Origin of the sequence: Phytobacter sp. V91 (assembly GCF_965644225.1) — a bacterium.
In the GTDB taxonomy this organism is placed as follows: Bacteria; Pseudomonadota; Gammaproteobacteria; order Enterobacterales; family Enterobacteriaceae; genus CBFFRJ01.
This window is the reverse complement of sequence record NZ_CBFFRJ010000102.1, coordinates 1-18957: the sequence shown is the minus strand read 5'-3', so window position 1 is coordinate 18957 and position 18957 is coordinate 1. Positions and strand designations below refer to the sequence as shown.

At 52.4% G+C, this 18957-nt stretch carries 18 protein-coding genes and 1 other annotated feature; of the genes, 5 read left to right on the top strand and 13 right to left on the bottom strand.

Annotated features, from left to right (window positions below; all coding sequences use genetic code 11):
* Positions 1-97: 97 nt before the first annotated feature.
* The 10 genes from ACSZO4_RS18620 to hisL form a co-directional block, all read right to left on the bottom strand.
* On the bottom strand, positions 98-1102 hold the full coding sequence (locus tag ACSZO4_RS18620; RefSeq protein WP_437890521.1) for an NAD-dependent epimerase: 1005 nt from the start codon (positions 1100-1102) through the stop codon (positions 98-100).
* A 146-nt stretch (positions 1103-1248) separates the two neighbouring features.
* Positions 1249-1860 carry a bifunctional phosphoribosyl-AMP cyclohydrolase/phosphoribosyl-ATP diphosphatase HisIE gene (gene hisIE / locus ACSZO4_RS18615; RefSeq protein ID WP_437890520.1) on the bottom strand — a complete coding sequence of 204 codons (612 nt, stop codon included), beginning with the start codon at positions 1858-1860 and terminating at the stop codon, positions 1249-1251.
* The gene (hisF, locus tag ACSZO4_RS18610) at positions 1854-2630 is read right to left on the bottom strand and encodes an imidazole glycerol phosphate synthase subunit HisF (RefSeq protein ID WP_437890519.1); all 777 of its coding nucleotides are present in this window, start codon (positions 2628-2630) and stop codon (positions 1854-1856) included. Before hisF ends, hisIE begins: the two co-directional genes overlap by 7 nt.
* Positions 2612-3349, bottom strand: a complete 738-nt coding sequence (gene hisA / locus ACSZO4_RS18605) for a 1-(5-phosphoribosyl)-5-[(5-phosphoribosylamino)methylideneamino]imidazole-4-carboxamide isomerase (protein ID WP_437890518.1) — start codon at positions 3347-3349, stop codon at positions 2612-2614. Before hisA ends, hisF begins: the two co-directional genes overlap by 19 nt.
* Positions 3349-3939 (bottom strand): imidazole glycerol phosphate synthase subunit HisH, encoded by a 591-nt coding sequence (gene hisH, locus ACSZO4_RS18600; protein ID WP_437890517.1) that lies wholly within the window; start codon positions 3937-3939, stop codon positions 3349-3351. Before hisH ends, hisA begins: the two co-directional genes overlap by 1 nt.
* Complete coding sequence (hisB, locus tag ACSZO4_RS18595; protein WP_437890516.1) at positions 3939-5006, bottom strand: bifunctional histidinol-phosphatase/imidazoleglycerol-phosphate dehydratase HisB; 1068 nt, start codon at positions 5004-5006, stop codon at positions 3939-3941. Before hisB ends, hisH begins: the two co-directional genes overlap by 1 nt.
* Positions 5003-6064: a histidinol-phosphate transaminase gene (gene hisC, locus ACSZO4_RS18590; protein WP_437890515.1), complete on the bottom strand. Its 1062-nt coding sequence runs from the start codon at positions 6062-6064 to the stop codon at positions 5003-5005. Before hisC ends, hisB begins: the two co-directional genes overlap by 4 nt.
* The gene (gene hisD / locus ACSZO4_RS18585) at positions 6061-7365 is read right to left on the bottom strand and encodes a histidinol dehydrogenase (protein WP_437890514.1); all 1305 of its coding nucleotides are present in this window, start codon (positions 7363-7365) and stop codon (positions 6061-6063) included. The genes hisC and hisD overlap by 4 nt, the downstream gene beginning before the upstream one ends.
* Before the next feature lie 92 nt (positions 7366-7457).
* Positions 7458-8357: an ATP phosphoribosyltransferase gene (hisG, locus tag ACSZO4_RS18580; protein WP_437890513.1), complete on the bottom strand. Its 900-nt coding sequence runs from the start codon at positions 8355-8357 to the stop codon at positions 7458-7460.
* A gap of 35 nt (positions 8358-8392) precedes the next feature.
* Positions 8393-8516: a sequence feature (His leader region), on the bottom strand.
* Positions 8492-8542, bottom strand: coding sequence for a his operon leader peptide (gene hisL / locus ACSZO4_RS18575; protein ID WP_437431529.1), 51 nt, complete (start codon positions 8540-8542; stop codon positions 8492-8494). (Overlaps the previous feature by 25 nt.)
* 176 nt (positions 8543-8718) lie before the next feature.
* On the opposite strand from hisL, the gene ACSZO4_RS18570 reads away from it, so the two are divergent.
* Positions 8719-9543 (top strand): SDR family oxidoreductase, encoded by an 825-nt coding sequence (locus ACSZO4_RS18570; RefSeq protein ID WP_437890512.1) that lies wholly within the window; start codon positions 8719-8721, stop codon positions 9541-9543.
* Positions 9544-9920: 377 nt separating this feature from the next.
* Entirely contained in the window at positions 9921-11282 is a 1362-nt protein-coding gene (locus ACSZO4_RS18565) for an APC family permease (protein ID WP_437890511.1), read from the top strand.
* A 54-nt stretch (positions 11283-11336) separates the two neighbouring features.
* Here the strand turns inward: ACSZO4_RS18565 and sbcB are convergent, their stop codons facing one another.
* Both sbcB and ACSZO4_RS18555 read right to left on the bottom strand, forming a co-directional pair.
* Positions 11337-12779, bottom strand: a complete 1443-nt coding sequence (sbcB, locus tag ACSZO4_RS18560) for an exodeoxyribonuclease I (protein WP_437890510.1) — start codon at positions 12777-12779, stop codon at positions 11337-11339.
* A 668-nt stretch (positions 12780-13447) separates the two neighbouring features.
* Complete coding sequence (locus ACSZO4_RS18555; RefSeq protein ID WP_437890509.1) at positions 13448-13651, bottom strand: hypothetical protein; 204 nt, start codon at positions 13649-13651, stop codon at positions 13448-13450.
* Between ACSZO4_RS18555 and ACSZO4_RS18550 the strand changes: the two genes are divergently transcribed.
* Entirely contained in the window at positions 13642-15210 is a 1569-nt protein-coding gene (locus tag ACSZO4_RS18550) for a sulfatase-like hydrolase/transferase (RefSeq protein WP_437890508.1), read from the top strand. The genes ACSZO4_RS18555 and ACSZO4_RS18550 overlap by 10 nt on opposite strands.
* Before the next feature lie 55 nt (positions 15211-15265).
* Here ACSZO4_RS18550 and ACSZO4_RS18545 read toward each other — a convergent pair whose 3' ends face one another.
* Positions 15266-16684 (bottom strand): sugar porter family MFS transporter, encoded by a 1419-nt coding sequence (locus tag ACSZO4_RS18545; protein ID WP_437890507.1) that lies wholly within the window; start codon positions 16682-16684, stop codon positions 15266-15268.
* 399 nt (positions 16685-17083) lie between these two features.
* On the opposite strand from ACSZO4_RS18545, the gene dacD reads away from it, so the two are divergent.
* Both dacD and sbmC read left to right on the top strand, forming a co-directional pair.
* Complete coding sequence (gene dacD, locus ACSZO4_RS18540) at positions 17084-18247, top strand: serine-type D-Ala-D-Ala carboxypeptidase DacD (RefSeq protein WP_437890506.1); 1164 nt, start codon at positions 17084-17086, stop codon at positions 18245-18247.
* A gap of 120 nt (positions 18248-18367) precedes the next feature.
* Positions 18368-18838 (top strand): DNA gyrase inhibitor SbmC, encoded by a 471-nt coding sequence (gene sbmC / locus ACSZO4_RS18535; RefSeq protein ID WP_437890505.1) that lies wholly within the window; start codon positions 18368-18370, stop codon positions 18836-18838.
* The last annotated feature ends 119 nt before the right edge of the window (positions 18839-18957 follow it).

Sequence of the window (18957 nt, the reverse complement as noted above, 5' to 3'; positions counted from 1 at the left end):
AGTCAGTCCGTTAATTGCACTGACTTAATTAGATCAAAGTCCCGGCCTCACGGCCAGGACTTTGTCAGCAGTCTGAACGGCCCCGCGGGGCCGTTTTTTATATCTGATAAAACCCGCGATACCAGTCAACGAAGTTTTTTACACCTTGTTTGACGGACGTTTGCGGTTTAAAGCCCGTCACCTCGTACAGCGCTCTGGTGTCTGCACTGGTTTCCAGTACATCTCCTGGCTGAATCGGCAGCATATTCTTTTGCGCTTCAATCCCCAGTGCCTCTTCAAGGGCGGTGATGTAATCCATCAGTTCGACCGGCGAGCTATTACCGACATTGTAAACACGATAGGGCGCTGAACTGGTGGCGGGAGTGCCTTGCTCCACGGTCCAGCTGGCATCAGGCTGGGGAATAATATCCTGCAAACGGATAATGGCCTCGGCGGTATCATCAATGTAGGTAAAATCGCGCTTCATTTTGCCATAGTTGTAAACATCAATGCTGTTGCCTTCCAGCATCGCTTTGGTGAACTTGAACAGCGCCATATCCGGGCGGCCCCATGGACCATAAACGGTGAAAAAGCGCAGACCGGTGGTAGGCAAACCGTACAGATGGGAATAGGTATGAGACATCAGCTCATTGGCTTTTTTGGTGGCCGCGTAGAGCGACACCGGATGGTCCACGGAGTCGTCGGTGGAGAATGGCATCTTGCGGTTCAGGCCGTAAATCGAGCTGGATGAGGCATACAGCAAATGGCCGACCTTATTATGACGACAGCCTTCCAGCACGTTCAGATGGCCAGTCAGGTTGGCGTCAGCATAGGCATGGGGGGTTTCCAGCGAATAACGTACGCCAGCCTGCGCTGCAAGATGGATCACGCGATCAAACTTCTCCTCAGCAAACAGCCGGGCCATGCCGTCACGATCGGCCAGATCCAGTTTTTTAAAGCTGAAATTTTCTGCTGTCAGTAAATCCAGACGCGCCTGCTTAAGGCTGACGTCGTAGTAATCATTAAGGTTATCTATCCCTACGACCTGGTGGCCCGCCTGCAAAAGACGCGCGCTGACATGAAAGCCAATAAAGCCCGCTGCGCCGGTGATCAGAAATTTCATCTTCAACCTCAGTTTTTGGTAGTACTAGCTTTGCAGCGTCGTCAGGACAAGACGCTGAACTTTGCGAGGGATCATACCTGCTGCGAAGCAGAAATATAACTGTTTATTCTAAATGGGAAGAGGGGAGCAGTGACTCCCCTGGGGACTTATTTATGACGGTTACGCAGATTTTCGATAACGGTGGTCAGGTCGAGATCCTGGTCCTGCAACAACACCAGCAGGTGGTACATCAGATCTGAAGCTTCATTGGTCAGCTCTTCGCGATCGTGAACGGTGGCCGCCAGCGCGGTTTCCACACCTTCTTCACCCACTTTCTGCGCAATACGCTTGGTGCCGCTGGCATACAGCTTTGCGGTATAAGAACTTGCCGGATCGGCGGTTTTACGCGAAGCAAGCAACTGCTCCAGTTGATACAAGAAAAGCCACTGGTGGCTGGTCTCGCCAAAGCAACTGTTGCTGCCCGTATGGCAGGTTGGCCCAATCGGGTTCGCCAGTACCAGCAGCGTGTCGTTATCGCAATCAAGCGCGATACTGACCACATTGAGAAAATTGCCGGAGCTTTCACCTTTGGTCCACAGGCGGCCTTTAGTGCGTGAGAAGAACGTTACCTTGCCGGTTTCCTGAGTTTTCGCCAGCGCGGCTTGATCCATATAGCCCAGCATCAACACTTCGCCAGAAACCGCATGTTGCACCACGGCGGGCAGCAGTCCGTCGGTTTTTTCCCAGTCCAGTTGGCTGAGTTGAAGCTCAGTTAACATACCCTTATCTCCACACCCTGACTTTGAAGGTACACTTTTAATTCACCAATATTGATAATTTGCTTGTGGAACACCGATGCCGCCAGCGCCCCATCCACGTCGGCATCACGAAACGCTTCGAGGAAGTGTTCCATGGTGCCTGCACCGCCGGAGGCAATCAACGGAACATGACAGACTGCGCGCACTTTTTTCAGTTGCTCCAGGTCGTAGCCGTTACGCACTCCGTCCTGGTTCATCATGTTGAGCACAATTTCGCCAGCGCCGCGTTTTTGTACTTCCTGCACCCAGTCGAGGGTTTCCCACTGGGTCACACGGGTACGGCTCTCATCGCCGGTGTACTGGTTAACATGATACTTGCCGGTGGCCGCATCAAACCAGGTATCAATACCGACCACAATACACTGCACGCCAAAACGATCCGCCAGGCGGGTAATCAGCTCCGGCTCGGCCAGGGCCGGGGAGTTGATGGAAATTTTATCTGCGCCAAAAGAGAGGATTTTCGCCGCGTCTTCCGCCGACTTAATCCCGCCCGCCACGCAGAAAGGAATATCAATCACTTCGGCAACGCGTGATACCCAGCTTTTGTCGACCACGCGTCCGTCGCTGGAGGCGGTGATATCATAAAACACCAGCTCATCTGCGCCTTCTTCGGCGTAGCGTTTTGCCAGCGGTACGATGTCGCCAATAATCTCGTGATTACGGAACTGCACGCCTTTAACGACCTGACCATCACGCACATCAAGACAAGGAATTATCCGTTTTGCCAGCATTGAATGGCCTCCGTTACAGTGAATTTACCTTCCAGCAGCGCACGACCGACAATCACACCCTGAACTCCGGTACCGCGCAGGGCGGCAACGTCGTTAATGTCGCCAATACCGCCTGATGACTGAAATGCCACCTGCGGATAGCGCGCGCAAACTTCTTCATACAACGAGACATTGGAGCCAGCTAATGTGCCATCGCGGGAGATATCAGTGCAGAGCACATGCTTCAGACCGACCGGCAGATAGGTCTCTACCAGCGCTTCCAGCGAGACGCCGGAATCTTCCTGCCAGCCGCTCACGGCGACCTGTTTGTTGCCAGTGGCGTCAATGCGCACGTCGAGCGCCAGCACCAGCGCTTCGGGCCCAAAGCGTTCAAACCAGCCTTTAACAATTTCAGGTGATTTCACCGCCGTTGAACCCACCACCACACGCGCCACGCCTGCATCGAGCAGGGCGGCAACGTCTTCTTCCGTGCGTACTCCCCCGCCGACCTGCACGGGAACGTTAACGCCAGCCACCAGGGTTTTCAGCAGCGGGATCTGGCGACGTGCAGGATCTTTCGCCCCGGTTAAATCCACCAGATGCAGGACCTGCGCGCCCTGGGCGGCATAATCCTGCAAACGTGGCAGTGGATCGCTACCGTAATCGCGCTGTTGACCATAGTCCCCCTGATGCAGACGAACAACCGTGCCGTCAATTAAATCTAATGCTGGAATAATCATCACATCTCCAGGAAGTTTTTCAGCAGTTGCGCACCCGCACGACCTGAGCGTTCCGGATGGAATTGCACGCCGTAGAAGTTATCTTTTTGCACGGCGGCGGTAAAAGGCGCGCCATACTGGCACTGGGCGATAGTGTAGGGGTTAACCGGCATCGCATAGCTGTGCACAAAATAGAAATACTCACCGTCTTCAATGCCCTGGAACAGACGATTTCCCGCCTTCGGGGTCACCCGGTTCCAGCCCATATGCGGCAGGGGCAGACCCACGTCGACCATTTTAGGTACGTCCTGCTCGATAATGCCCAGCAGGTCAACACCCTTATTCTCTTCGCTGAAACGTCCGAGCAGTTGCATACCGAGGCAAATGCCGAGCACCGGCTGGGTACAGGCTTTTACCAGATCGATGAGTTCGCGTTCGCGCAGCTGATCCATGGCTGCCTGTGCTGTGCCCACGCCCGGTAAAAAAAGCTTATCGGCACGCAGCACAATATCCGGATCGCGGCTGACAAGCGGGTCATAACCGTGGCGTGAAATGGCAGATTTCACCGAGTTGAGGTTGGCGCAACCGGTGTCGAGGATCACCACATTCATCACAGCACTCCTTTTGACGAAGGAAGGGTATCGCCCTCCACGCGGATGGCCTGGCGCAGCGTGCGGCCAAAGGCTTTGAACAGACTTTCCACGCGGTGGTGATCGTTCTTGCCTTTGGTTTTCAGATGCAGCGTGGCGCCCATGGTGTAGGAGAGCGAACTGAAGAAGTGCTCAACCATTTCGGTGCTGAGATCGCCCACGCGCTGATAGGTGAATTCCGCTTTATATTCGAGATGCGGACGACCGGAAATATCCAGCGCACAGCGGGCCAGGCACTCATCCATTGGCAGGACAAAACCAAAGCGGTTGATGCCGCGCTTATCCCCCAGCGCTTTTTTGAGGGCTTCGCCCAGCGCCAGACCGGTATCTTCCACGGTGTGGTGATCGTCAATATAAAGGTCGCCATTGACCGTAATGGCCATCCGGAAACCGCCGTGGGTGGCGATTTGGTCCAGCATATGGTCAAAGAAACCGACGCCGGTTTTGATTTTGCTGCCGCCTTCGCGGTCCAGCCATACCTGGACGTCAATCTGCGTCTCTTTGGTATTACGCAACACCTGCGCATAACGATCGCGTTTGGTCAGCTGTTCGCTAATCATCGCCCAGTTAAGGGTCTCACGATTGTAGCGCAAGCCGGTGATACCCATATTTTCCGCCAGCTCAATGTCGGTGGCGCGGTCGCCAATGACGTAGCTGTTGGCTTTATCCAGCGCCTGCTCAACCAGCCAGCGTTCGACCAGTTTCACTTTCGGTTTACGGCAGTCGCAGTTATCCGTCGGCAGGTGCGGGCAAATAAGCACTTCTTCAAAAACCACGCCCTGAGAGGTGAAAATCTGCATCATCAAATCATGGGGGCCATCAAAGTCTGCCTGCGGGAAGCTGCCAGTGCCCAGACCGTCCTGATTGGTGATCATCACCAGTTTGAAACCGGCCTTTTGCAGTTTCAGCAACGCGGGAATGGCCTGCGGCTCAAAGGCCAGTTTGTCGAAACGGTCAACCTGATAATCGCTCGGCGGCTCAGAAATCAGGGTGCCATCACGGTCAATAAAAAGGTACTTCTGGCTCATACGGACTCCGCACGTAAAGCGTCAATGACGCGCTGGCTCTCTTCACGGGTGCCGATGGTGATACGCAGGCAGCCGCTTAAGGTTGGTTGTTTATTTTGATCTCGCAGGATGATGCCCTGATCCCACAAGGATTTAAAGACGGCGCTGGAGGCAACAAAGCGCACCAGAATATAGTTGGTATCGGAGTCGAACACCGTTTCAACACAAGGGATGTCGCGCAGGGCGTTAACCAGATAATCACGTTCGTCAACAATCTGCGCCACCCGCTGGCGCATGGCGACAAGGCCAGCCGGGCTTAGCGCCTGAGCGGCGATGTCGGCCACCGGGGTGGAAAGCGGGTAAGGGGCAATCACTTTCATCAGCATGGCGATAACATCGGCATTTGCCAGGGTAAAACCGCAGCGCAGGCCTGCGAGAGCAAAGGCTTTAGAGAGCGTGCGCAGAATGACCAGGTGCGGGTATTCACTCAGCCAGCCTGTCAGCGTCGCCTGCGGGCAAAACTCAATATAGGCTTCATCGGCGACCACCAGGGCTTTACCCCGGGTCATCTCCAGCACATCACGAATGTCCTGCGGGTTGATGATCTGGCCGGTCGGGTTGTTCGGGCTACAGATATAGACCAGTTTTACATTCTCGAGCTGGTTGGCGATGCTTTGCAGATCCAGTTGCCAGTTATCCAGGGTGAGCGCGGTACGGTATTCCACGCCAAAGGTTTCGGCGCTGACGCTGTACATGCCATAGGTCGGCGGGCAGAAAAGAATGGCGTCTTTGCCGGGTTCGCAGAAGGCGCGGATCAGCAGCTCAATGCCCTCATCTGCGCCACGACAGACCAGCACCTGATCATTCTCAAGGCCGGCATACTGCGCATAGTTTTCAATCACCGCTTTGGGCTGCCCTTCCGGGTAGCGGTTGAGCGTCTGTTGCGACAGGTCGAAGTTCACCGCCGTCGGGAATTCATTGGCATTCAGCCAGACATCGCCCTTACCGCCAAGACGACGTGCAGACAGATACGGGGTCAGGGCACGTACGTTGGCGCGAGCCAGTTCCTCAATACTCATGCTTGCTCCTTAAGGGCCTTGATACGCAGGGTAACGGCATTTTTGTGGGCGTCGAGCAGTTCAGCCGCCGCCAGGGTTTCAATAGTGGATGCGAGGGAGGCGAAGCCTTCGCGTGACAGTTCCTGTACGGTCATGCGTTTCTGGAAATCAGCCAGCCCGAGGCTGGAGCAGGTCGCGGTATAACCGTAAGTGGGCAGCACGTGGTTGGTGCCGGAGGCGTAATCGCCAGCGGATTCCGGTGACCAGTCGCCTAAAAATACGGAGCCTGCGCTGGTGATATCGTCCACTAAATCGCGGACGCTACGGGTCTGGATAATCAGGTGCTCCGGGCCATACAGGTTGGAGATCGCTACGCATTGCGCCAGGTCTTTGGCCACAATCAGACGGCTGGCGGAGAGCGCCTGACGGGCCGTTTCCGCCCGCGGCAGGCTGGCTAACTGGCGTTCAACGGCTTTGGCGACGCTGCTTGCCATTTCTGCGTCCGGGGTTAACAGGATCACCTGGGAGTCCGGGCCATGCTCGGCCTGTGAAAGCAGATCGGAGGCGACGAAATCAGGGGTTGCGCCGCTGTCGGCAATCACCAGTACTTCGGAAGGACCTGCAGGCATATCAATGGCCGCGCCATCAAGGCGTTGGCTCACCTGACGTTTGGCTTCGGTAACAAAGGCATTGCCTGGGCCGAAAATTTTGTCCACTTTGGCAACCGATTCAGTTCCGAATGCCAGCGCCGCAATCGCTTGCGCACCCCCGACTTTAAAGACCTCCTGCACGCCGCAAAGCTGGGCGGCATAAAGGATCTCATCGGCAATCGGCGGCGGGGAGCACAGCACAACTTTCTTGCAACCCGCAATGCGCGCAGGGGTTGCCAGCATCAGTACGGTGGAGAACAGCGGCGCAGAGCCGCCAGGAATATAGAGACCCACGGAGGCAACCGGGCGGGTAACCTGCTGGCAGCGTACGCCAGGCAATGTTTCCACATCCACGGTCTGTAATTTTTGCGCCACGTGGAAAGTGTCGATGTTTTTTACCGCCACGGCCATCGCCTGCTTGATGTCGTCACCCAGTCGGGCGCTGGCATCCGCAATTTCCTGAGCGGTCACTTTCAGGGCGGTGACTTCGGTTTTATCAAATCGGGCGCTGTATTCGCGCAGGGCGCTGTCGCCATTGGCTTTGACGTTGTCCAGAATTTCAACGACCGTACGGGTAATGCTCTCGGATGCTGAGATAGCCGGGCGCATCAGCAGTTCACGCTGCTGCTCAGGGCTGCATGCATTCCAGTCGATGAGGGTATTAAAGCTCATAAAAGTTTCCTCTGCTAAGGGTGCCTGGGTGGCGCAGGCATTAAGTACTCAGGACCCGGTCAGCGAAGCGCCTCCGGGCACCCAGGCACGCCTTATTCCATCATCTTCTCGATTGGCAGGACCAGAATAGAACTGGCGCCCAGCGCTTTGAGTTTTTCCATGGTTTCCCAGAACAGGGTTTCGCTGCTGACCATGTGCATGGCGACACGTTGCTGGTCGCCTGCCAGCGGCAGGATCGTCGGACGTTCAGCGCCCGGCAGCAGCGCGATGACTTCGTCCAGGCGCTCGGTCGGCGCGTGCATCATGATGTATTTCGATTCGCGGGCCTGAATCACGCCCTGAATACGGGTCAGGAGTCTGTTCACCAGTTGCTGTTTAGCATCTTCCATTTCGCCATCACGCTGAATCAGGCAGGCTTTCGAGCGGTAAATCACTTCCACTTCGCTCAGACCGTTAGCTTCCAGAGTGGCGCCGGTGGAGACAAGGTCACAGATCGCATCAGCAAGACCGGCGCGCGGGGCCACTTCAACGGAGCCGTTCAGCAGGCAGGATTTGAAGCTGACGCCTTTCTGATCGAGGTAGCGTTTGAGCAGGTGCGGATAAGAAGTGGCGATGCGTTTGCCGTTCAGCGAGGCCGGGCCGTCCCAGGCTTCGTCATCGTTGGTTGCCAGCGAAAGGCGGCAGCTGCCGAAGTCAAGGCGACGCAGGGTGAAGTAACGCGGATCTTCGCCCTGGGCACGGCGGGTCAGCAGCTCTTCTTCTAATACGTTCTCACCGACGATCCCGAGATCCACCACGCCGTCCATCACCAGGCCCGGAATGTCGTCGTCACGCACGCGCAGAATATCGATGGGCATATTTTCGGCCAGGGCAATCAGACGCTGAGTGTGCAGGTTGATTTTGATACCACAGCGGGCGAGTAATTCGCGTGAATCATCGCTAAGGCGGCCCGATTTCTGAATAGCTATGCGTAAACGGCTGTTGTCTAACATTCTGTTGTCCTCGTTATCCTGCTGAATTTGGTTCAAAAAAAAAGCCCCCGGAAGATGATCTTCCGGGGGCTTTTTTCTGCGTTCATGCACCACTGGAAGATTTGAATGTCTTCCAGCACACATCGCCTGAAAGACTAGTCAGGATGATGGTGATGATGGTGAAGTTTAATTTGAACGCTGGTCATAAAAATCTCGTTGAATGCTTATTCACATTGATGTCGTTTAACCTAAACCACTTTTACCTTCAAAGGCAAGGGCTTTTTTTAATCATTAAATCATTTCATCTTCGGTGTATGAATTGTCAGTTTCGCCATGCTGGCGTAGCCTTAAACAGGGTTCAGCGAAAAGTCGGGAGAGACGAATGAAAAAGGTGGCGATTGTCGGTTTAGGATGGCTGGGCATGCCTCTGGCGCTGTCATTAACTGCGAAGGGCTGGCAGGTTGTCGGCAGTAAAACCACCGAGGATGGGGTGGAAGCGGCCCGGATGAGCGGTATTGAAAGCTACAAACTCAAGCTTGAGCCTGAGCTGGTCTGTGATACCGATGATCTGGATGCCTTAATGCAGGTGGATGCCCTGGTCATTACCCTTCCGGCACGGCGTAGCGGCCCCGGAGAGACCTTTTATTTACAGGCGATCCAGGAAATTGTCGACAGCGCACTGGCTTATCGTATCGGGCGCATTATTTTTACCAGCTCAACCTCCGTCTATGGCGAGGTGAGTGGAACCCTCAGAGAGACATCCGTGCGCAATCCGCTGACGGCCAGCGGGCGCGTCCTGAAGGAGCTTGAAGACTGGCTTCATCATTTGCCTGGCACGTCGGTGGATATTCTGCGGCTCGCCGGTTTAGTCGGGCCCGGGCGACACCCTGGTCGCTTTTTTGCCGGTAAAATGGCGCCGGATGGGCAGCACGGCGTCAATCTGGTGCATCTGGACGACGTTATTTCAGCGATTACGTTGCTGCTTCAGGCCCCGAAAGGCGGACATATCTATAATCTGTGCGCTCCGCAACATCCTGCCCGCTCGCTGTTTTATCCGACAATGGCTCGTCAACTGGGTCTCGCAGTACCGCAGTTTCTTGATGCCACGGATCAGGGGAAAGGCCGGATTATTGACGGCAACAGAATCTGTAATGAACTGGGGTTCGAATATGAACATTCGGATCCGATGACAATGCCGATGGAATAAGCGGGGAGGGGGAGGAAATCCTCTTCTGGCAAGGGCGCGCTGGTTTTTTAGCAAATAATGCTATTTATTTGCTTTGTTTTTGAACTAATTGTTAAAAATCAAACAATTGATCATAAATATTACGTGAGTTGCTGCACACAGGCTTGTCATCTCGCCTCACTTTGGTGCAAAATATGCCCCGCAAAAATGCAATAGCCGACGTAAACACGTCGGTTATTTTTTTGCATTCTGGAAACATCATTCAATACCAAGAGGCCGGGCTTCGTACCGGATAGATATTTACTTAAAAACCGACAGTTGTTGTCGCTGAGGAAACAGAAAAAAAATGGGGCAATTTTTTGCTTTTGCGATGGCTTTCGCCACTCAGGGGGATACCCATGTCGCATAACGTTACTCCAAAAACCTCTCGCGTGGAATTGCGTAAGTCACTTACGTTGATTCCGGTTGTCATGATGGGTCTTGCCTATATGCAGCCGATGACGCTGTTCGATACATTCGGCATTGTCTCTGGTTTGACTGATGGTCACGTCGCAACGGCTTACGCTTTTGCGCTGGTTGCCATTCTTTTCACCGCACTGAGCTACGGTAAACTGGTTCGTCGTTTCCCGTCCGCTGGCTCTGCGTATACTTATGCTCAGAAATCCATTAGCCCGGTTGTTGGCTTTATGGTGGGCTGGTCATCACTGCTGGACTACCTGTTCATGCCGATGATCAACATTCTGCTGGCAAAAATCTATTTTGAAGCGCTGGTGCCGGGCGTACCATCGTGGATCTTCGTGGTGGCGCTGGTGGCCTTTATGACCATCTCCAACCTGCGCAGCATCAAGTCGGTTGCCAACTTCAATACGCTGATCGTTATCCTGCAGATGGGGATTGTGGCGGTTATCGTTGGTCTGATCGTTTACGGTGTGGCGCACGGCGAAGGGGCAGGTACATTGACCAGCTCTCGTCCGTTCTGGTCTGAAGGCGCACATGTGGTGCCGATGATTACCGGCGCTACCATTCTGTGCTTCTCATTCCTTGGCTTCGACGGTATCTCTTCCCTGTCTGAAGAGACCAAAGATGCAGAGCGCGTGATCCCGAAAGCCATCTTCCTGACTGCGCTTATCGGTGGTCTGGTCTTTATTGTGGCCTCTTACTTCCTGCAACTGTATTTCCCGGATATCTCTCGCTTTAAAGATCCGGATGCATCGCAGCCAGAAATCATGCTCTATGTGGCCGGTAAAACCTTCCAGTTCGGCGTGCTGATTTTCTCCACCATTACCGTACTGGCATCAGGTATGGCCGCTCACGCTGGCGTTTCCCGTCTGATGTACGTGATGGGCCGTGATGGCGTATTCCCGACCCGTTTCTTCGGTTATGTTCATCCGAAATGGCGTACGCCGGCATGGAACGTATTACTGGTGGGAGCCATTGCGCTGCTGGCGATTAACTTCGACCTGGTAACTGCAACGGCGCTGATTAACTTCGGTGCGCTGGTGGCCTTTACCTTCGTTAACCTGTCGGTGATTTCCCAGTTCTGGATCCGTGAGAAGCGTAACAAAACGCTGAAAGATCACTTCCAGTATCTGGTGCTGCCGATGTGTGGCGCGTTGACCGTTGGGGCGTTGTGGGTAAACCTGGAGCAGAGCTCAATGATTCTGGGGCTTATCTGGGGGGCGATTGGCCTGCTGTATCTGGCTTGCGTCACCAAAAGCTTCCGCAACCCGGTTCCGCAGTACGAAGACATTGCGCAGTAATTATCCGTACATTTAAAAAAACCGGAGGCGATATGGCCTCCGGTTTTTTTTGTCTTACACACTCTCCTGGGCGTATTGCCACAGGGCATTGAGTAGTGCGACTTTCTCTTTATCGTCCGCGTGCTGTTCAAACAACATCCGCAGTTCATCGGCATAAGCCTGGAGATATTCCGGGGTAAAGACTTCCCGGCGATGCTCCATCCAGCGTTGCTGCTCGGCTTCATCCAGCGTGCCGGGGAAGTTACGCGCCCGATAGTTGAACAGTAACTTCTCTATGCGCGGATCCGCAAAGGTAATATCGAGCGCAGGCAGATTGCGCGGCTCCGTTTCCAGCACGATGCGCATTGCCGCGCGATCGGCATCGCTGAAGAATCCGTTATAGAGCTGGCTGTCCACATTATCTGACGGGATAAAAGGCTCTGCCTCGGCAAATATCGCCACCACTTTTTCGCGCACCAGTGGGTTTTCACGCAGGATCTTCAGATTATCAAGACAACGTTGTCTGTCGACGCCCAGCCGCTCAGCATCTTCCGGACGCAGCGTTCTCGCCTGCGCCAGCACCGGGCATTTATTGAGGTGCACCAGTTTTACCGGCACTGCCGATTTACCCTCCAGCGCCGTTTTGGGCGTATAGAGACGTTCGCGCAGCTCATCGGCATTGAGTTCCAGCAGCGGCGACATATCTCCTGCCAGATCGACCATAATCACCGCATTGCGGTTTTCCGGGTGCCAGGCGAGCGGGGCAACCCAACTGGTGTTGCTACGCTCAGCGCCAAACATACCGGAAATATGCACCAGCGGGGTCATTTGCGGCACGTCGATAAGCGTGGCCAGTTTCTGTTTGTGGCGATAGGTAAGCAGATAATCAAACAGACGCGGCTGATGGGCTTTCATCCGTTTTGCCATCTCGATCGTGGCGTAAACATCTGCCATCGCATCATGGGCGTTGGCATGCTCAATACCATTGGCTTTGGTCAGATGCTCAAGACGGAAGCTCGGCAGGCCATCTTCGTTTTCCGGCCAGTTAATCCCCTCAGGGCGCAGCGCATAACAGGCGCGCATGACGTCGAGTAAATCCCAGCGAGAATTGTTATTCTGCCAGCTCCAGGCGTAAGGATCGTAGAAGTTACGGTAGAAAATATTGCGCGTCACCTCATCATCAAAGCGGATATTGTTGTAGCCGACGACGCAGGTTTTGGGCACGGTGAACAGGTCATGAATACGTTTTGCAAAGGCCGCTTCGTTCATTCCGCTGGCTTTCGCCTGCTGCGGCGTAATCCCGGTCACCAGCACGGCACCCGGTTGAGGCAGATAATCGTCAGCGGGTTTACAGAAGAACACTTCCGGTTCGCCAATAATATTGAAATCGGCATCGGTGCGAATGGCGGCAAATTGCGCGGGTCTGTCCAGCGCAGGATGCGTACCAAAAGTTTCGTAGTCGTGGAACAGGAAGCTGGGTTGAATTTCTTCGTTTTGCACGTGTTTTTGTTTGTCCATAGTTGGTTTCATACGTGTAGGCGCTGTCACCAGGGTAAAGCATATTCTGGACCCGCGATCCCGCCGGGAGGGAAAGCAGCAGTAGTCGGGTCTGGATGATAGCTGGCGATGACTCATCCACAATTTGCGCAACATGGTTACAGATTTTACTGAGTCAGTCGACAAAGGAATCATGTTGCCTCTGTTGACCGGTCAGTTGAACAGCACAACGGCGTCTGGGCGGATCCCGCTTTGGGCTATCAAAAAAATTATTCTTTTTGTTATCCTGTCAGCATTAAATAATATTAACGTTTTAAATCTGGTAGCTGAATTTATTGGTGAGTAGAACCTAAGGAAGTCGTTGTTTGTTATTTAAACAGAGCAATCTGAGATTCTGTATTTTTATCCGATAACGTGAAAATTTATTTTCGATAATTTAGTTTAGGGGCATTATTTATTGTTCCAGGGATGATTGGGTTAAATGTACTGCGACCAATTTATTATTGTTCAATAAATAATTTATCGCTTTACTGTTACCGAAAGTTATTATCTGTAGTGCTCAATATTTTTTCAACTTATCTATTGAACCAACTATATTTTCTCTCTGCTGATCGGTAGAATCCGCAACAATCGAATTTCCAGCGCCATTGATAGCCAGTTCAGGGATATTCAGGATGTAGATCCTGGATTTATGCCGCCTGCAGGTTCTCCTCTGCCGGGAAGCGATAATGTAAGTCTGTGTTTTTATAACCACCTGTTAATTCTATGTTATTTTTTGTTTTAATGGTCTGGCGACGCCTGTGAAAGAGTGTTTTTTCGTCTTTTTTTGTACTTTCTTCAATGTGAAAATACCGTGCGCTGTAAATAAAAGGTTTCAAACTCAATGCAAACAATACGCTCTTCTTCCGCACTGAAATTTACCTTAGGTGCGAAAGAACTTGTCAGCAGAGAAAATCTTCTTCTGCTGTTGTGGTTATTACTTGTGAATTACTCGTTGGGATATGAATACAAATTAATCTATGTGTTCTCCGCTCTGTCAGGTTTTATTCTGCTTAAGCGTGCCAGCAAAATAGTATATCGCTGTATCGTCCTACTATTTATGGTAGTGGGGGCGCTTTATTCCCCCGTTGGTATTAACTACGGCTTCCCGGATATTAATGTCATGGGCTCCCTGATGTATACCAACGTTAATGAGGCCAGTGAATTTCTCGATAACATACCGGCCATTGCGTGGCTACTGTCATTATTAGTAGCTATTTCCGGTATTGCCGCTATCTGGTCATCTTTTTATCCTGTCAAAGAGGAGTCTACAACACGGGGCGTTTATCTTTTTCTGGCAGTATTTTTTTTCCTCTCGGCATTCTGGTCTCCGTTACGGCAGGGGAGACTGTTGAGCGGGGGCTTACCTGAAATACGCTTTGTCCATGATGTTGTTGCATCTTATCTGGCGGTCAGTGACAACGACCAGCAATTTTCCAGAATCATTGCAACAGGCAGCCGTTGGGCGCCGGAATCATTACCTGGTCAACATAAAACCTACATTATGGTAGTGGGGGAGAGTGTCCGCCGCGATTATGTGCATGCGTTTGGTGGCCAGTATCCCAACACACCATGGCTTGACAGCGCCCCGGCGATCTTATTTACAAACTACCTCTCGGCAGGGCCGACCACGGTGTTGTCTTTGACCAACACCCTGGCGCGGCATGAGGGAAAATCGATTGAGCTCAACAACAACGTCATCTCTCTGGCGTCGCGAGCGGGTTTTGAAACATGGTGGTTATCGAATCAGGGAAAAAAGGGGCACTTCGACTCCCCGGTCGCATTGATAGGTGAAAGTGCCGATCATGCGGTATTTACTAAATCCGCCAATTCAGACGATCGGATGTACTCTCCCGACGATCAATTAATCCCGATGCTCGAACAGGCGCTGAAACAGGGACACGGCAAAAAATTTATCGTGCTGCATCTTATGGGCTCACATCCGCAGGCCTGCGTGCGCACGCAAAATCAGTATGATATCGACGCCGGAGCGCGGGAGATTTCCTGCTATATCAAATCGATTGCCATGACTGACCAGCTTCTGAAGCAGGTTCATGATGTGGCTGAACGCGAGGGTGGAGACTGGTCCATGATGTACTTTTCCGATCACGGACTTTCTTACATCAACAGGAATACTTCAGGGGCTTATTTAACGCACGGTGACAAAAGCCGCGAAAATTATGAAGTGCCTTTTTTCATTCTTGATAAAAACCAGACGGACCAGGCCACCATCACGACACGTCGCAGTGCGCTAAACTTCCTGCAACTCTTTTCGCAGTGGCTGCATGTCCGCGAGCCGGGCATTGAGGACGTCTGCAATTTGCTGTCGACTGAAGACTGCACGCCCATCAGCCAGGTGTTAAACACGCAGGGACTGCTGGGGGATTATGCAGGACTGCCTTCGGTAAAATAAACCCGGGATACCCTCGTTGTACCACCCTAGGCGCGGTACAACGAGGTACAGTCACTTACACGCCGATGTTTCTTAGCGGCTCGCCTTTCATCAATTTACGTTCGATATGTTCGAGGGTCACATTCTTTGTTTCCGGCACCAGCCAGAATGTAATGCCCACAAAGGCGATGTTTAATGCGGTGTACAGCCAGAACGTCCCGGCAACGCCAATCGAATCAAGCAGCGTCAGGAATGTCGCACCGATAATCATATTGGACACCCAGTTGGTTGTCGTGGAACAGGTTATCCCGAAGTCACGGCATTTCAGGGGCTGGATCTCTGAACAGATAATCCACACAACCGGCGCAGCACTCATCGCATAACCGGCAATACACATCATTGTCATGCCCACCGACAACCATGACAGCCCGTTGGATGCCGTTCCGTTGTCAAACTGCATCAGGCAATAGCCGAGGACTAATGTCCCTATTGCCATCACGCTGAAACCAATCTTAAGCGCCGGTTTGCGCCCCGCCTTATCAACCATAAAAATGGCGATAAAGGTGGCAAACATAAAGGTTAAGCCGACGACCAGCGTCGCTATCATCTGTTGTTCCGTGGTGGTGAAACCGGCCATTTTGAAGATGCGTGGAGCGTAATACATGATGATGTTCATGCCGGTAAATTGCTGCATCGCCTGCAGTAACATCCCCAGAAAAACCGCGCGGCGAACGTTACGATTGGTTTTGAATAATTTCCATCCACCCTGTTTTAAGGCCAGGCTCTCGCGGATCTCGTTTAGCTCTGCCCGCCCTTTTTCTGAGGTATCACGAAGCATGCGTAGTACCTCTTCTGCTTCTATATGCCGCCCTTTTTCTGCTAACCACCTTGGGCTGTTAGGCAGAAAAATGACCAGCAGTATCAACACGATAGCCGGTAATGCCAGTACCCCCAGCATCAGCCGCCAGTTGCCGGAGTAACTTAGCGCCGTATCAGAAAGAAAAGCCATTACGATACCCAGCGTCACCATCAACTGGTACATGCTGATCATTTTACCGCGCACGGTTTCACTCGCCATTTCAGACAGATAAAGCGGGGCAGTGTAGGACGCGATGCCCACGGCAACGCCAAGGATGATACGTGCGGCGATAAGCCCTTCAACACTCATTGCAAACGCAGAGCCAAGTGAGCCGACGACAAACAGAATGGCACCAGCCATCAGGCTGTATTTGCGGCCAAGACGAAACGACAACCAGCCGTTGAGTAAAGAGCCTAACGCCGCGCCGAGCATCATGCTGCTGACGACCCACTCCTGGAGGCGACTGGTTAAGGTGAACTGATCGGTGATAAAGGGCAATGCCCCGGCAATCACGCCGATATCCAGACCAAACAACAGTCCGGCGACGGAAGCGGAAACGGAAACGAAGAGGTTCATGCGTCGCGAATCGCGTAGTGCATGGCGTACGGGAGAAGACGGGTAACTTGTCGAGGTCATTTTTTTGCCTGCTGTTGTCCAGGATGTTTCCCTCAAAATAAGAGATCCATCAGGAAAGTGTCAGGCAGTAACATGTGAAAATATGGATAAAATAGCTGTAGGGTGTCGTTATGTGATGGATGTTACGATTATACAAATTATTTTTATTTTATAAAATCATATTAATCGCATGATAAAAGAAGTTTTTTATCATCGTCCTTAAAAAAATCTAAATAAAATATGGATTTATTATGCATTATGATATGGATATAACAGTGATGAGGTAGAAAAGGGGGCAATGCCTGACTGATATCTCTACAGAAACCGCCTTCTGTCACATTTTTTTGCAATTTGTCCAGGTATCGACACAACAAGTTGCGTAAAAAGAACGGCGAATTTGACGTAAATGAGGATATTCCATTGAAACGCCGTTTGTTTTTTGCCTTTTCACTTCTGTCAGCCACTACCCAGTATGCGCTTGCTGTGGATATGCCTCTGGCGCCACAGCCCCCTGCAATTCAGGCGGGAGCATGGGTATTGATGGACTTTACAACCGGACAGATCTTAACCGCAGGCAATGAACATCAGCAGCGTAACCCGGCGAGCCTTACCAAACTGATGACCGGCTATGTGGTGGATCGTGCCATCGATAGCCACCGTATCAGCGCCAGTGACGTGGTTACCGTGGGCAAAGACGCCTGGGCGCGTGGAAATCCAGTTTTTGACGGTTCGTCACTGATGTTTATTAAACCGGGGGATCGCGTCACGGTACATGATCTGAGCCGTGGACTGATTGTTGATTCCGGCAACGACGCCTGCGTGGCGCTTGCGGATCATGTGGCGGGCGGCCAGCCGCAGTTTGTCGCCATGATGAACGACTACGTGCAGAAACTGAATCTGAAGGATACCCATTTCGAAACCGTACATGGCCTGGATGCGCCGGCACAGCACAGCTCGGCTTATGACCTGGCGGTGCTTTCTCGCGCCATTATTCATGGCGAACCTGATTTTTACCGCATGTACAGTGAAAAGAGCCTGACCTGGAATGGCATCACTCAACAGAACCGCAATGGCCTGTTATGGGATAAATCCCTCAATGTTGATGGTCTGAAAACCGGACACACTTCCGGCGCTGGATTTAATCTGATTGCCTCAAGCATTGACGGACAACGACGTTTGATTGCGGTGATCATGGGGGCTGACAGCCCGAAAGGGCGTGAAGAGCAGGCGCGCAAGCTGCTGCACTGGGGGCAGGATAATTTCGATACGGTGCAAATCCTGCATAAAGGCAAAAAAGTCGGCAGCGAGCGTATCTGGTACGGCGATAAAGAAAAAATGGACGTCGGTACGGATGAGGATTTCTGGCTGGCGTTGCCAAAAGCGGAGCTGCCGAATATCAAAGCGCGCTATGTGATGGACAACAAAAGTCTGCAAGCGCCAATGGCAGCCCACCAGCGGGTCGGGGAGATCCAGTTGTTTGACAGAGATAAAGTGGTGGCTCACTGGCCTCTGGTCACCCTGGACGAGGTAGGCAAAGGGGGATTGTTTTCACGTTTGAGTGACTATTTCCACCATAAAGCGTAATCCCGTGCAGATGAACTGACCAGTACGCGAGACTGTTCACATAATCGACACTTTGCTGGTGGCAGGTATTCCTGATTCAGTTATGCTGTATAAATAAACAGTGTAAGTGGAGCGTGTGATATGGAATACCAGATCAAGTTGATTGAGAAGCGTACTATCGCCGGGTTTCATCTGGTGGGGCCCTGGGAGATTACCGTGAAACAGGGCTTTGAACAGTTGAGTATGTGGGTGCAAAACAAACACATTAAGCCCATCGACTGGATTTGCGCCTACTACGATAACCCGGACGATGTTCCGGCAGAAAAGCTGCGTGCTGATGTGGTGGTCTCGGTGCCTGCCGATTTTGTTATCCCGGAGAACAGCGAAGGGGTGATGAAAACTGAGCTTCCGGGCGGGCAGTATGCCGTGGCGCGTGCCAGGGTTTATAACGAAGAGTTTGAGAAGTCATGGGATCTTTTTTTCGATGCGTTGATCGAAGATAAACAGCATCAGATAGCTATGCGCCCCTGCTTTGAGCTTTACCTGAACTGTGCGCAGGATGATGGCTACTGGGAAATTGATATGTATATCCCGGTTGAGCCGAGGGCCTGACAGATCTTTGTTAGCCTGTACAGAAGTAACGGATAAGCGCCCCTTATTTGTATTAGTCGCGACTTGATCTGACACTTGACCTTGAAAGGTTGAGAGTTACCGGTTTTGATATGGGTGTC